Origin of the sequence: Pseudomonas sp. GL-B-19, from assembly GCF_019956415.1 — a bacterium.
Taxonomy (GTDB): Bacteria; Pseudomonadota; Gammaproteobacteria; order Pseudomonadales; family Pseudomonadaceae; genus Aquipseudomonas.
Window position 1 is genome coordinate 1 of sequence record NZ_JAHBDK010000022.1, and the last position, 12,832, is coordinate 12,832.

Annotated in this window: 13 protein-coding genes; 8 read left to right on the forward strand and 5 right to left on the reverse strand. The window is 58.4% G+C overall.

Annotated elements, in window-relative coordinates; translation table 11 throughout:
- Positions 1-167: 167 nt before the first annotated feature.
- Complete coding sequence (locus tag KGB06_RS09085) at positions 168-1,658, reverse strand: aldehyde dehydrogenase family protein (protein WP_223514218.1); 1,491 nt, start codon at positions 1,656-1,658, stop codon at positions 168-170.
- A gap of 274 nt (positions 1,659-1,932) precedes the next feature.
- Between KGB06_RS09085 and KGB06_RS09090 the strand changes: the two genes are divergently transcribed.
- The gene (locus KGB06_RS09090; protein ID WP_223514221.1) at positions 1,933-2,187 is read left to right on the forward strand and encodes a DUF1652 domain-containing protein; all 255 of its coding nucleotides are present in this window, start codon (positions 1,933-1,935) and stop codon (positions 2,185-2,187) included.
- A gap of 49 nt (positions 2,188-2,236) precedes the next feature.
- Here the strand turns inward: KGB06_RS09090 and KGB06_RS09095 are convergent, their stop codons facing one another.
- Positions 2,237-2,593, reverse strand: a complete 357-nt coding sequence (locus KGB06_RS09095) for a hypothetical protein (RefSeq protein WP_223514223.1) — start codon at positions 2,591-2,593, stop codon at positions 2,237-2,239.
- 343 nt (positions 2,594-2,936) lie between these two features.
- On the opposite strand from KGB06_RS09095, the gene peaA reads away from it, so the two are divergent.
- The 4 genes from peaA (at position 2,937) to peaD (ending at position 7,496) form a co-directional block, all read left to right on the forward strand.
- Positions 2,937-4,517, forward strand: coding sequence for a quinohemoprotein amine dehydrogenase subunit alpha (gene peaA, locus KGB06_RS09100; protein ID WP_223514236.1), 1,581 nt, complete (start codon positions 2,937-2,939; stop codon positions 4,515-4,517).
- 80 nt (positions 4,518-4,597) lie between these two features.
- Positions 4,598-6,028 (forward strand): quinohemoprotein amine dehydrogenase maturation protein, encoded by a 1,431-nt coding sequence (gene peaB / locus KGB06_RS09105; RefSeq protein ID WP_223514238.1) that lies wholly within the window; start codon positions 4,598-4,600, stop codon positions 6,026-6,028.
- Position 6,029: 1 nt separating this feature from the next.
- Positions 6,030-6,353 (forward strand): quinohemoprotein amine dehydrogenase subunit gamma, encoded by a 324-nt coding sequence (gene qhpC, locus KGB06_RS09110; RefSeq protein WP_008145336.1) that lies wholly within the window; start codon positions 6,030-6,032, stop codon positions 6,351-6,353.
- Between the two features lie 24 nt (positions 6,354-6,377).
- Positions 6,378-7,496, forward strand: a complete 1,119-nt coding sequence (gene peaD, locus KGB06_RS09115; protein WP_223514239.1) for a quinohemoprotein amine dehydrogenase subunit beta — start codon at positions 6,378-6,380, stop codon at positions 7,494-7,496.
- 133 nt (positions 7,497-7,629) lie between these two features.
- Here peaD and KGB06_RS09120 read toward each other — a convergent pair whose 3' ends face one another.
- Positions 7,630-8,031, reverse strand: a complete 402-nt coding sequence (locus KGB06_RS09120) for a lysozyme inhibitor LprI family protein (RefSeq protein ID WP_223514241.1) — start codon at positions 8,029-8,031, stop codon at positions 7,630-7,632.
- A 231-nt stretch (positions 8,032-8,262) separates the two neighbouring features.
- Between KGB06_RS09120 and KGB06_RS09125 the strand changes: the two genes are divergently transcribed.
- Positions 8,263-8,766, forward strand: a complete 504-nt coding sequence (locus tag KGB06_RS09125) for an SRPBCC family protein (protein ID WP_223514243.1) — start codon at positions 8,263-8,265, stop codon at positions 8,764-8,766.
- 275 nt (positions 8,767-9,041) lie between these two features.
- Here KGB06_RS09125 and inhA read toward each other — a convergent pair whose 3' ends face one another.
- Positions 9,042-9,719 (reverse strand): isonitrile hydratase, encoded by a 678-nt coding sequence (gene inhA / locus KGB06_RS09130; RefSeq protein WP_223514244.1) that lies wholly within the window; start codon positions 9,717-9,719, stop codon positions 9,042-9,044.
- Positions 9,720-9,809: 90 nt separating this feature from the next.
- Between inhA and KGB06_RS09135 the strand changes: the two genes are divergently transcribed.
- Both KGB06_RS09135 and KGB06_RS09140 read left to right on the forward strand, forming a co-directional pair.
- Positions 9,810-10,823 carry a GlxA family transcriptional regulator gene (locus tag KGB06_RS09135; RefSeq protein ID WP_223514246.1) on the forward strand — a complete coding sequence of 338 codons (1,014 nt, stop codon included), beginning with the start codon at positions 9,810-9,812 and terminating at the stop codon, positions 10,821-10,823.
- Between the two features lie 425 nt (positions 10,824-11,248).
- Positions 11,249-11,710 (forward strand): cupin domain-containing protein, encoded by a 462-nt coding sequence (locus KGB06_RS09140; RefSeq protein WP_223514247.1) that lies wholly within the window; start codon positions 11,249-11,251, stop codon positions 11,708-11,710.
- Positions 11,711-11,855: 145 nt separating this feature from the next.
- Here KGB06_RS09140 and KGB06_RS09145 read toward each other — a convergent pair whose 3' ends face one another.
- Positions 11,856-12,827 carry a helix-turn-helix domain-containing protein gene (locus KGB06_RS09145; protein ID WP_223514254.1) on the reverse strand — a complete coding sequence of 324 codons (972 nt, stop codon included), beginning with the start codon at positions 12,825-12,827 and terminating at the stop codon, positions 11,856-11,858.
- Positions 12,828-12,832: the final 5 nt, after the last annotated feature.

Genomic DNA, 12,832 nt, shown 5'->3' on the forward strand with positions numbered 1-12,832 from the left:
GGGTGGTTCGGGGGTGGTTGTTGGCTCAAGGGTTCAAGCCCTGAGATTTGTAGGGGCCGGTCTGGCCCCTTCGCGAGCAGGCTCGCTCCCACATTGGTTTTGTGTTGAACACAGATCCCTTGTGGGAGTGAGCCTGCTCGCGATGGCGCCCGAAAGGGCGCCGCAAATCAGAGCTTGATCAACACCGACTTCAATTCGGTGTAATGCTCAATCGCCGCATACCCCATCTCCCGCCCGACTCCCGACATTTTGTACCCGCCAAATGGCAGCGCCGGGTCCAGGGCGCTGTGGCAATTGACCCACACCGAACCCGATTTGATTCGTGGAATCATCCGATGCACCGCCGCCAGATCATTTGACCAAATACTCGCCCCCAACCCGTAAGGGCTGTCATTGGCCATGCGCAATGCATCGGCTTCGTCATCGAACGGAATCGCCACCAGCACCGGGCCGAAAATCTCTTCCTGCACCAGCGAATGCTTCTGATCGACGTCGACGATCACCGTCGGCTTGACGAAAAAGCCCGGTCCGAACCGCTCGCCACCGCAGGCGATGGTCGCGCCGCTTTCCCGGCCCTTTTCGATGTACCCATAAACCCGTTCCTGCTGCCGCGCCGAAATCAACGGTCCCATCTCGACGCTAGGGTCCAGGCCGTTGCCGAGCTTCATGGCGTTGGCGATGCCAGCGATGTCCGCCACCACATTGTCGAAATGCTTGCGCTGCACATACAGCCGCGAGCCAGCGCAGCACACCTGGCCCTGATTGAAGAAAATCGCGCTGGCGGCACCGGCTGCGGCGCTTTTCAAGTCGGCGTCGGCCATGACGATGGTCGGTGATTTTCCGCCCAGCTCCAGGGTCACGCGGGTCATGGAATCCATGGCGATCTTGCCGATCTGCTTGCCCACGGCGGTAGAGCCGGTGAAGGTCAGCTTGTCCACCAGCGGGTTGTGCGTCAGGGCAGAGCCTGCGGTGATGCCGGTGCCGGTGACCACGTTGAACACGCCTTCGGGGTAGCCGGCCTCCAGTACCAGTTCGGCGAGTTTTAGCGCCGTCAGCGGGGTTTCATCCGCCGGTTTGAGCACCACGGTGCAACCGGTGGCGAGGGCCGGGCCGAGTTTCCAGCAGGCCAGCAACAGCGGGAAATTCCAGGCGACGATGGCGCCCACCACGCCCACCGCTTCGCGACGGATGAAGCTGTGGAATTGATCGTTGGGCATCAACGGCAACGACACCTCGACGCTGGAGCCTTCGATCTTGGTCGCCCAACCGGCCATATAACGCAGGAAATCGATGGCCAGTTGCACGTCCATGACTTGGGCGACGGCGGCGCTTTTGCCGTTGTTCAGGCATTCCAGTTGCGCCAGCAGTTCGGCGTCGCGTTGCATCAGGTCGGCAAGTTTCCACAGCAGGTTCTGCCGCTCGCGTGGGCGGGTGCGGGTCCAGGCCGAATCATCAAAAGCCAGACGCGCGGCGAGTACGGCACGGTCGACATCGTCCGGTGTAGCCCGTGGCACCACACACAGCACTTCGCCGGTGGCCGGGTTGTGCAGGGGCATGGTCTGGCCGTCGGCGGCCTCGACCCAGTCACCGCCGATCAGCATGCGCGGTGCGCGCTGGATGAACGCGGAGGTGGCGGGAAGCAAATTAGGGAGCGACATGGCGAAGCCTCTTATTGTTCGTGAGAACAGGGCTTTCGCAATGCCTGTGCCAAGTCGCCGCAAGGTCAGGCGAGCCTTTGATTGGCTGGGACTCGCCAGACGCAAAAGGAAGGATGCAGGGGCTTTTTTTCGCAAATTGCGACAGCCGCTGAGACGACGAGCAACCCGGTTGCGACCTTGAGACCCTCGGTGATGGGGTCTAGAATTTTCTGGCTCGGTGGGTGAAATGACGGAACATCTCCCCGGCCACACATCTCGCGCAAGGGAGGTTGTGATGAACCTTTCAACCCTGGAGATTCAAAGCATCATTGAGCAGAGTTTTCTGCCCTCGATATGCACCTGCAGCATGGCCCCGGATCAGTCAATGACGATTCGGGTCTGCGATTGCATGACCGGCAAAGTGGACCTGGTGGCGACCAACGTTCCCGTCTGGGAACTGGACACGGCCCATGCAATTACGACGCTGGTGGCGCAGATGCAGCAAGAGATCAACGCACACAAAGGCGTTCCTCCAACGTTTTTAAGTTGAACCTGCGTCAGCCGCACCACCGTGTGTGGTGCGGCCCTTGCTGATGTGATCATGAAGGGATTCTTCGGGAAATATCCTCGAACGTGTTGCTATCGACGGCCGCCAGTAACGTCCTGTCATCCTTGAGCGTGGCCAGAAAGGTCACTTCCGTCTCTTTGCCGGCCAACATGAACCCGGCAATCGCGCCGATGGGGCCCAGCAGCATGGCGCCCGCCACGCCGAACCCGATGGCATCCTTGATGTTGTTGATCGACTGCTCGTTAGCGACTTCCACACGCTTGAACGATGAGAGTGGGAGGGTGAGGCCGGGCCATGGGTGAAGCGACGTCCTGAGGGTGAAAACGCCGTCCCTGTACTCTCCATCACCCTGCAGAAAGTCCCCCGCCAAGACAGTGATGCTTGCCATTTTTTATCCCCTTGCTGGCAATCGATGAACAATCATTTCGCACTCGCATCCCCGGGCCGTCAATCGTCGGGCGATGAGCTGTTTCAACTGGGCATCTATGCTTGTCTCAGACTGCAACAACTGTCGCGATATTAGACGCAGGCGATCTCGTCGAAAGCGGTTCGAGCGCCGATGTTTTCGCGCAACTGATTGATAAAGAAGGATATCGGCAAGCTGGCACGCTCCGTGTATTGCTCATCGCAGACGTTTCTCTTGCCTCCGTCAGCGGTTCGCCGCCGGCGGTAGAAACCATAAAAACGATAAGCCACAACAATAAGAACGCACCGTGCGAGGTTCGACGTTGATGAAGAGAAAACTCCGATCAGGCCTGAGCGCCAGCCTGCTGGCCGTGGCCGCCTGTGCGGCGCTGCATTCGCCTTATAGCTTGGCAGCCCGCGACGCCCAGACCATCCTCAAGGAAACCTGTCAGGGCTGTCACACCCCCGAAGCCGATAACGCCCTCAGTCGCATCAGCCACCAGCGCAAGACCCCGGAAGGCTGGCTGATGACCATCGCCCGGATGCAAACCATGCATGGTTTGCAGATCAGCGATGACGACCGTCGCACCCTGGTCAAGTACCTGGCGGACACCCAAGGCCTGGCGCCGAGCGAGACCGATGGCGTGCGGTATGCGCTGGAACGCCGGCTCAATACTGTCGAGAAATTCGACGATCAGACCAGTCAGATGTGTGGCCGCTGCCACTCCGGTGCGCGGGTCGCCCTGCAACGGCGTCCGGCCCAGGAGTGGGAGCGTCTGGTGAACTTCCACCTCGGCCAATGGCCGTCCCTCGAATATCAGGCCCTGGCCCGGGACCGCGACTGGTTCGACATCGCTCGCAAAGAGATGGTGCCGCTGCTGGCCAAGCGTTATCCGCTGGACAACCCGGCCTGGAAAAAATGGCAAAGCGTCGCGCCGAAATCCGCTGCGCTGGTGGGTAACTGGAGCTTCAGCGGCCACTTGCCGGGCAAGGGCGAATTGGCCGGTGTGATGACCGTCAGTGCCGACGGTAGCGACACCTTCAAGATCAGCGTCAAAGGCCAGTATGCCGACGGCACTCCGTTCAATGGCGACGGCAGCGCAATTCTGTACACCGGCTACGAATGGCGCGGCAACGTGACCATCGACGGCGTGACCATGCGCCAGGTGTTCGCCGTTCAAGGCAATGCGATGCAGGGCAGGATGTTTGAGGCCGAGCATGATGAACGCGGACTGGACTTCGTTGCCGCCAAGCAGGGTTCCAACCGTCTGCTGGCGGTGCAGCCGGGTTATTTGAAGGTCGGTAGCGAAACCGAAGTCACCCTCATCGGCAGCGGCCTCACCGGCAAACCGGATTTTGGCAAAGGTGTGGAAGTGGTCGAAGTCGTCGAGCAGAGCCCGGAACGGATCACGGTCAAACTCAAGGCCGCCGCCAACGCTCAACCGGGTCTGCGCAACGTCTCCGTTGGCTCACTGAAAGGTCCGACCCTGTCGGTCTACGGCACAATCGCCGAAGTCAAAGTCGTGCCGGAGTTCTCGGTCTCGCGGATCGGCGAGGGCGGTGGTTCAACGCCGAAAGTCCAGGGCCGTTTCGACGCTGAAGCCTGGGGCAAAGGCGCCGACGGCAAGCCGTATCGCATCGGTGTGTTCCCGGCGCAATGGAAGGTCGAAGCCTTCGATGACCGCGCCAAGGAAGACGAAGACGTCAAGTTCGCCGGCACCATGCAGGCTGACACCGGCGTGTTCACCCCTGGCGATGCCGGGCCGAACCCGCAGCGCAAAATGTCCACCAATAACGCCGGCAATCTCAAGGTGATCGCCGCCGTCGACGACGCAGGGAAATCCCTGACCGGCGAAGGCCACATGATCGTCACCGTGCAACGCTGGAACAATCCACCCATTCCATGAGTTGGCTGATCCATACGGCTTCAGACACTTTTCGGAATGACCGCAGGCCCCGTCAGACGGGGTTTGCACAGGAGGTTGCAATGGGCGCTATTTTGAATCTGGTTGAACGGAACCTGCACGAAGTGCATGTCGACGCCGACCGCATGCTGTTTCATATCCCCAGCAGTTCGCTGTTCGCCAGCGATGAGCTGACCGGCACCATCATCGATACCTTGCGCGGTCCCGGTTGCACATCGGACGACCTGATCCAGCGCCTCGCGGCGCGGTTCAACGGCGAAGAAGTCACCGAGACCTTGCGTGAGCTGATGGCCCTGGAACTGGTCAGCGACGGTTCGCCACTGACCCCGGACATCGGCACTAAACGGGTCGAACGCACGGCGATCAATACCGTGGTGCTCAACGTCAACACCGGCTGCAATTTGAGCTGCACCTACTGCTACAAGGAAGACCTCGACAAGCCGTCGGCCGGCAAGAAAATGGACGTCGAAACGGCGGTCGCGTCGGTGGAAATGCTGCTGCGCGAATCCCCGGACGAAGAACGTTTCACCGTGGTGTTCTTCGGTGGCGAACCGCTGAGCAATCGCAAGCTGATTGAGTACATGGTCGATTATTGCGAGAAGCGTTTCCGCGAGGCCGGCAAGTTCGTCGAATTCGTCATGACCACCAACGCCACGCTGCTCACTGAAGAAACCGTGGACTACCTCAACGCCCACCGTTTCGGGCTCTCGGTCAGTATCGACGGGCCGAAAACCGTGCACGACCGCAACCGCATCACCGTGGGCGGGCAGGGCACGTATGACGTGGTGCGGCGCAAGGCCGAGATGCTGCTGTCGCGCTACAACAGCCGTCCAGTTGGCGCGCGGGTGACTTTGACCACTGGCGTCACCGATGTCGAAACCATCTGGGATCACCTGTTCAACGAACTCGGTTTTGCCGAAGTCGGGTTTGCCCCGGTGACGTCGGGCGACATCAGCACTTTCAACCTGTCCAGCGACGAGCTGATCGAAGTCTTCGCCAACATGAAGAAGCTCGGTCGGCGTTACCTGGAAGCCGCGCTGGAACATCGCAACATCGGTTTTTCCAACCTGCACCAGCTGATCACCGACATCCACGAAGGCCACAAAAAAGCGCTGCCGTGCGGCGCGGGCCTGAAGATGCTGGCGGTGGATCACAAGGGCGAGCTGAACCTGTGCCATCGCTTCACCGGTTCATCACTGCCGACCTTCGGCAACGTGCACAGTGGCGTCAAACAGGTGGAGTTGAACGACTTCCTGTCCCAGCGCCTCGACCGCACCAACACCGGTTGCGAGGACTGCCAGATCCGCAACCTGTGCTCCGGTGGTTGCTACCACGAGAGCTACGCCCGATACGGCGACCCGACCCACCCGACCTATCACTACTGCGAACTGATGCGTGACTGGGTCGATTTCGGCATCGAGGTCTACACCCGGATCATGGCCCATAACCCTGCGTTTATCAGCAGCTACATCACTCCGCGCAAGGCTCACTGATATGAAACATCTCAAGGCAATCAATAATAAAGCGCTGAAACTGGATGAGGCCGCGGCCGAAAACCGTATCGAAGAAGTGGTGGCGATGAGCTCCGTTGCGGGCTGCGCCTCGACCACCGACCCAGGTTGGGAAATCGATGCATTTGGCGGGGTGTCGTCGTTGTGCCAGCCGATGGAAGCCGACCTGTATGGCTGCTCCGACCCGTGCTGGTGGCCGGCCCAGGTGCCCGACATGATGAGCACCTACCCGGACTGGAACAAGGATGCCCAGGCGTCCAACGAAAACTGGCGCAACCTCGGCACTGTCTTCCCCAAAGACAAGTGATCAGATAAGAAGAAGGATTCCAGCATGCACAGCATCAAAGCCTGCGGCCTGGCCGCATTCGCCGTCCTGAGCACTTGTTCGTTCACTGTTCTGGCCGATGAAAACACAGCACTGCAAGACGGTCACGAGTACATGGTGACCACCAATTACCCGAACAACCTGCACGTGATCGACCTGGGCACTGACACCCTGTTCAAGACCTGCAAGATGCCCGACGCCTTCGGCCCCGGCACCGTGCAGCTGTCGCCGGATCGCAAGACCGCCTACGTATTGAACAACCACTACGCCGATATCTATGGCGTCGAGCTGGACAGCTGCAAGCAGGTGTTTCACGCCAGCATCACCCAGAAACCGGGGGAGAAAGCGAAGTCGATGTTCGCCTTCACCCTCAGCCACGACGGCAAGGAACTGTTCGCTATTGCCAACCCGACGCTGATGCTCAATGACCGCTACGAGGTGCAGCAACCGCGGCTTGATGTCTATGCCACCGACGCTGGCATGGACGCCGAACCCGTGCGCAGCTTCCCGGCACCTCGGCAGTTGACCATCATGCAAAGTGGCGATGACGGCACGCTGTACGTGGCCGGGGCAGATGTCTACAAGGTCAATGTGAAAACCGGCAAGTTCGACGTGCTGATCCCCAGCCGTCACTGGAAACGCCCGAACTACAGCGCACCGGACGTGCTCTACGTGTGGAACCAGCAGACCTATCGCCATGACTTCTCGCTGCTCTACACCGCGGCGAAATTCAAGGACAAGAAGCAGGACCCATTGACCGCCGAATACCTCTACGGGCTGTTCAGCATCGACCTGAAAACCGGCAAGACCGAAACCACCGACTTCGGTCCCCTGACGGAAATCTACTTCAGCGGTATGCGTTCGCCGAAGGACCCGAACCTGATGTTCGGGGTGCTCAACCGCTTGGCCAAGTACGACATCAAGGAAAAGAAAATGCTACAGGCAGCGACGCTGGATCATTCCTACTACTGTATTTCCTTCAACAAGGACGGCAGCAAGATCTACCTGGCCGGGACGTTTAACGATGTGGCGATTTTTGATGCCGATAGCCTCAAGCAGGTTGGCAGCATCAAATTGCCGGGTGGTGATATGGCGATTACCACGGCGCAGGTGTTTGTGCGGTAATCGGTTCTGCCTGATCTGACGCCTTCGCGAGCAGGCTCGCTCCCACATTGGTCCTGCGTTCACAGTTCCAGTGTGGGAGTGAGCCGGCTCCGGGCGGCGTTCCGACGATGAGGCCCTCAAGATCAAAAAATCATCAAACCCCGGGCACCGGACACCCCACATCCCCCTCCTGGCACTTCAGATAATTCTTGAACGTCTGAACCCGCGCCTTGGTCAAGTCCGTGGTGCAGTTGCTGTAGACCAACGGATACAAACTGCCCCCATCCACCCCCGACGCTGAAAACGTGCACTCGGCATCCCGGAATGCGACCCACGCCCGCTGTGCCCCCACCAATAACTTCTTGCGGTCGGGCTCGCCTTTCAGGCGCGTGGTGATTTGCTGATACAACGCATTCAATTCCTTATCGGCCGCTGCATGCTGCTGCGCCGCGCATTGGTTCATCGTGGCCTGGTCGGTGGCGTTGTCGCAATCCACGGCGACAGCCATTGAGGTAAACATCACAGGCGCCAGCGCCAGGAAAAAGCGTGAGTACATGGAGGAAACTCGCTGTGACAAGGGGAATTGGGGAGCAGTGTAGCCAATTGCCGACTGAGGATGACCTGCCGAAGGTGCACTGCCAGCCAACTGTCTCGTCTGCATACCCGAACTTATGCACGCAAATGTGGCCGAATATTGCGGACATGGTTGATCGCGGCAAGCGATTGGGACATTTTAGGGTTGGTCTTGTGGTCTTACTGACCTACTGTTCATTACAGGAGGTGACATATGAATCCAGCATCAGATCGCATCGAAAGGAAGATCCTGCTCAAAGCGAAGCGTTCGCATGTCTGGCGCGCGGTGGCCAATGCCGAAGCATTCGGGCAATGGTTTGGCGTGGCACTGGAAGGCAAGCGTTTCGTCGCCGGTGAGTGGACTCAGGGGCAGGTCACGTACCCCGGTTACGAGCATTTGCTGTGGAATGTCCTGGTCGAGCGGGTCGAGCCGGAGCGATTGTTTTCATTTCGCTGGCACCCTTATGCCGTCAACCCGGAACTCGACTACTCCCAGGAGCCGACCACGCTGGTGAAATTCGAGCTCGAAGACATGGATAACGGCACGCTGCTCAAGGTGTCTGAATCCGGTTTCGACCACGTTCCCCAGGCGCGTCGCGAAAAAGCGTTTCGCATGGACAGCCGTGGTTGGGAAGAGCAGATGAACAACATAGAACAGTATCTGATTGAAAGCGCCAAAGCCCACGAGCGTGAGGGTGGTGGAGGCGCAGGTCGCTAAACGCGCGGCTTGTAGGCGGGATGCCTTAGGCATCTAAGGGTTTACGGAAGGGCGCTTATAGCGAATGTCTTACACGCGGTGGTAGCTATGTCGTCTGTTGCAGATTGGATCCGACACGTAATCTAGCCCCATCAACTGAAGCACAGGAAGCGCTTCAGGATCACGGATGATCGACCATCAGCAAGGATTGGCTACCGACAGGGAGTCGACAATGGTCTTGGGAAAAACCCGCTTCGGCGGGTTTTTTTTTCGCCTGTCGAAAAGTCTGGCGGTGCTTAGAGTCTGGCCGCCGCCCGTTCGGTGATTTGCGTCCGTTGCTCAAGCGAGGCGGCTGCACGGCGATGCGCTTCGGCCAGAACACTTTGCGGCGCTGTTTCAGGGCTGCCCGACTGGAATGGCGGTGCCGGGGCATATTCCAGTTGCAACTGCACCAGTTGCGCCGTGTCTTTGTCGAACAGTTCAGCCGCCAGGGTCAGGGCAAAATCGATCCCTGCGGTAATCCCGCCACCGGTCAGCAGATTGCCATCGCGCACTACTCGGTCTTTCACCGGGATCGCGCCCAGTGGTTTGAGCAACTCGTGATAGGCCCAGTGGGTCGTCGCCCGTTTGCCCTTGAGCAATCCCGCGGCACCGAGCACCAGCGCACCGGTGCACACCGAGGTGACATACCGCGCGTTGGTGGCTTGAGCCTTGATGAATGCCAGTGTTTGTTCATCCTCCATCAATGGCCCGACGCCACCGCCGCCGGGAACGCAGATCACATCCAGCGCCGGGCAATCGTCGAACGTCATGGTCGGTTTCAGCATTAGCCCCGTGCTCGCGGTGACGGGCACCAGGTCTTTCCAGATCAAGTGCACCTTTACGTCCGGCAATGAGGCCAATACGTCGTAAGGGCCTGTCAGGTCGAGTTGCTGAACCTGAGGAAACAACAGAAAACCGATCTGCAACGTCATGGCTTATTTCTCCTGAAGTGGGTGGACGTCTTCACTCTAGGCTCGTAGGATTTGGCGTATCCGCCAATAACCCCACGAATTACGCCAATCATGCCGAAAACCATTCACGTGCTCGCGTTTGCCAATGTGCAACTGCTCGACGTCACCGGGCCCTTGCAGGTGTTCGCTTCGGCCAACGATATTGCCCGCCAGAAAGGGCTGCCGCCGCCTTATGCGCCTTCGGTGATTGCCAGCGGTGGCGGGGCGGTGATGTCGTCGGCGGGCCTGGCGCTGTTGGCTGAAGCGTTGCCCGAGGACGGTAGTGACACGCTGGTCATTGCCGGTGGCTGGGGCGTTTATGCGGCCGCAGAAGATCAGGCTCTGGTGGCATGGGTGCGTGAACATGCAGCGGCTTGCCGGCGTGTCTCGTCGGTATGTACCGGGGCGTTTTTGCTGGCGGCCAGTGGCTGGCTCGATGGCCGTCGAGTGGTGACACACTGGACGCGCTGCGAGCAGTTGGCGCAGAAGCATCCGCGCCTTCACGTCGAACCTAATCCGATTTTCATCAACGACGGGCCGGTTTGGACGTCGGCCGGTGTCACGGCAGGTATCGACCTCGCCTTGGCCATGGTCGAAGAGGATCTTGGCCGCAATTTGGCCCTGGAGGTCGCCCAACAACTAGTGGTATTCCTCAAGCGTCCGGGCGGCCAGTCTCAGTTCAGCGTGACCTTGTCCTTGCAGAAGGAAGGCGAGCGTTTCGACGAACTTCATGCCTGGATCAGTGAAAATCTGACCAAGGACCTCGGCATCCCCACCCTGGCCTTGCAGGCGGGCATGAGCGAACGCAGCTTCGTGCGCCACTACCGCGCCGATACCGGGCAAACCCCGGCGCGAGCCATCGAATTGATCCGGGTCGAAACGGCGCGACGGTTGCTCAGCGATACTGGCGTGCCGATTAAAAGGGTGGCGGTGCAATGCGGGTTTGGCAGTGAAGAGACGCTGCGGCGCAGTTTTCTGCGGGCTATGGGGGTAACACCGCAGGCTTATCGCGAGCGGTTTTCCGTCAGTGTTGCAGTCGATTCAGCAGCGCTGGCACCGCATAGGGAAACTGTCGGGGGCGCTTGACGCGATAGCCCTTCGCGGCGAGGGGGAATTGCGGATCGGGATATTGCAATTCGCACTATTGCACTACGCCTGGGGCGTTTTTTGAAAGCTACGGTCTTTCAGTGTGTGTAAATATATGTTTCGTGAGAAAACTCTTTACAGCATTAATGCATGTTGTATCTGGTGCTCACAAAGAAAGAAAAACAGTAATGCTGATCGTTCGTCGAAACATCTAAACACTTATTCAGCTTGCCGGCTTCCGTTTGTCCGATAAGAGTCTGGTATTGTCAGGCATTGAAAGAGGGACGCGCAGAGACTGGCCTCACTATTGGTGTGAAATGGAAAGCCGTAGAGCTTAATCATAAGGCTTGTCAAAAAAGTCACTGACATTGTTCACCACTAAACTGCCCTGCAGCTGCCTTATTGTCCAACTAAGGAAACATTTGATGTCCAGCCATCCGCCTGTTAAAACACGCTTTGCAACTGTTCTCATGGTTTCGTTATCCTTGCTTGCTGGCGCCATGCATGCCTCGATGGCTGTGGCGGCCGAGCCTCAAGTCGAGGTAACGCAGCTACTGAAAACAACGCAGTCGTGGGACGGCGTTCAATATCGAAAGTATCCAGAAGGCCAGCCGGAAGTATCGGTCCTGCGCTATAAAATCCCGGCACATAGCTCGCTACCGTGGCACACCCATCCGGTAGTCAATGTCGCCTATGTTCTTTCCAGTCACCTGACGGTCATCCGCAAGGACAATGGAAAGACATTGGTCATCGGTCCTGGAGACGTATTGCCTGAGATAGTCGGCGCCTTTCATCGCGGTGAGAGTGGGGATGAACCGGTTGAGCTGATTGTGTTCTATGCGGGAACCCCGACCGTTCCACTAACGGTAAAGTCCGAGCCTGACTAATCGAAACTTGTACAGGCTGTAACATAACGTTTTTTTGATGCATCAGTAGAACTGGATTCAGCTCCATCGGTTTAACGGTGGGCTGGCGCCAACTTAGGCCGAGGAAAAACTTAAAGTCGCGTCCGGGATTAGTTGACCACTGCATTCAGACCCGATAGCCCTCACTCATGCGGAATACCTTCCGATACATCGAAGGAGTGGTATGCAGTTTTGCCGCAAATTGTTGGCGCATTGAAAGGCTATCGGTAAAGCCCACGGCGTGTGCGATATCGTTGATAGGCTTGTTACTCGACTCGAGCAGGCATTGCGCGAGCAGCAACCGTTCTTCGGTAAGCCATCGTTTTACCGATGTGCCGGTAGTTTGTTGGAATCGACGCGAAAACGTTCGTTCGCCAAGTCGAGCATGGTCAGCGAGCGAGCGAATGGTGTGCGGTGTATTTAGATTGGCGCGCACCCAAGCCAGGGTGCTTGATAAACGATCACCAGCTCCGTCGTGTTGCATCGGGCGCTCGATAAATTGCGCTTGTCCGCCTGGGCGATGCGGTTGTACGACCAGGCGCCGCGCGAGACGGTTGGCAACATCTGCTCCATGATGCTTGCGGAACAGGTGCAAGCAACAATCCATTCCGGCGGCATTACCCGCCGACGTCAAAACATCACCTTCGTCTATATATAACTTATCGACTTCAAGCCGCACGTTGGAGAAACGCTCGGTGAACAGCCTTGTCCACAACCAATGAGTTGTCGCTCGACGACCATCCAGCAAGCCTGTCTGCGCAACCACGAAAACACCGAGGCACAGGCCGACCACCTGTGCGCCACGCGCGTGCGCGGCTCGCAGTGCTTCTATCAAGGATATTGGCGCAGGCTCGTGCGGATTGCGCCACGACGGCACGATCACAATGTCCGCCGATGACAGCACACTAAGGTTGTGCACCGTTTCAATGGTAAAGCCACCACTGGTGCGTAGTTTGCCGTCCTCGGCTGAACAGACCATGAACTCGTAGGGGGGCACACCCAGGTCCGCGCGATGATTGCCGAACACCAAACAAGGTAAGGACAGGTGATACGGACTGATTCCATCGAAGGCGACAACGGCGATCTTCTGTGCGTGCATGTCAA

Excerpts from the sequence above, each read along its gene's own strand:
- KGB06_RS09125 (WP_223514243.1), top strand. The coding sequence starts at position 8,263 with ATGAATCCAGCATCAGATCGCATCGAAAGGAAGATCCTGCTCAAAGCG.
- peaA (WP_223514236.1), top strand. The coding sequence starts at position 2,937 with ATGAAGAGAAAACTCCGATCAGGCCTGAGCGCCAGCCTGCTGGCCGTG.
- KGB06_RS09140 (WP_223514247.1), top strand. The coding sequence starts at position 11,249 with ATGTCCAGCCATCCGCCTGTTAAAACACGCTTTGCAACTGTTCTCATG.
- peaD (WP_223514239.1), top strand. The coding sequence starts at position 6,378 with ATGCACAGCATCAAAGCCTGCGGCCTGGCCGCATTCGCCGTCCTGAGC.
- KGB06_RS09120 (WP_223514241.1), bottom strand. The coding sequence starts at position 8,031 with ATGTACTCACGCTTTTTCCTGGCGCTGGCGCCTGTGATGTTTACCTCA.
- KGB06_RS09145 (WP_223514254.1), bottom strand. The coding sequence starts at position 12,827 with ATGCACGCACAGAAGATCGCCGTTGTCGCCTTCGATGGAATCAGTCCG.
- KGB06_RS09085 (WP_223514218.1), bottom strand. The coding sequence starts at position 1,658 with ATGTCGCTCCCTAATTTGCTTCCCGCCACCTCCGCGTTCATCCAGCGC.
- qhpC (WP_008145336.1), top strand. The coding sequence starts at position 6,030 with ATGAAACATCTCAAGGCAATCAATAATAAAGCGCTGAAACTGGATGAG.
- inhA (WP_223514244.1), bottom strand. The coding sequence starts at position 9,719 with ATGACGTTGCAGATCGGTTTTCTGTTGTTTCCTCAGGTTCAGCAACTC.
- peaB (WP_223514238.1), top strand. The coding sequence starts at position 4,598 with ATGGGCGCTATTTTGAATCTGGTTGAACGGAACCTGCACGAAGTGCAT.
- KGB06_RS09095 (WP_223514223.1), bottom strand. The coding sequence starts at position 2,593 with ATGGCAAGCATCACTGTCTTGGCGGGGGACTTTCTGCAGGGTGATGGA.
- KGB06_RS09090 (WP_223514221.1), top strand. The coding sequence starts at position 1,933 with ATGAACCTTTCAACCCTGGAGATTCAAAGCATCATTGAGCAGAGTTTT.
- KGB06_RS09135 (WP_223514246.1), top strand. The coding sequence starts at position 9,810 with ATGCCGAAAACCATTCACGTGCTCGCGTTTGCCAATGTGCAACTGCTC.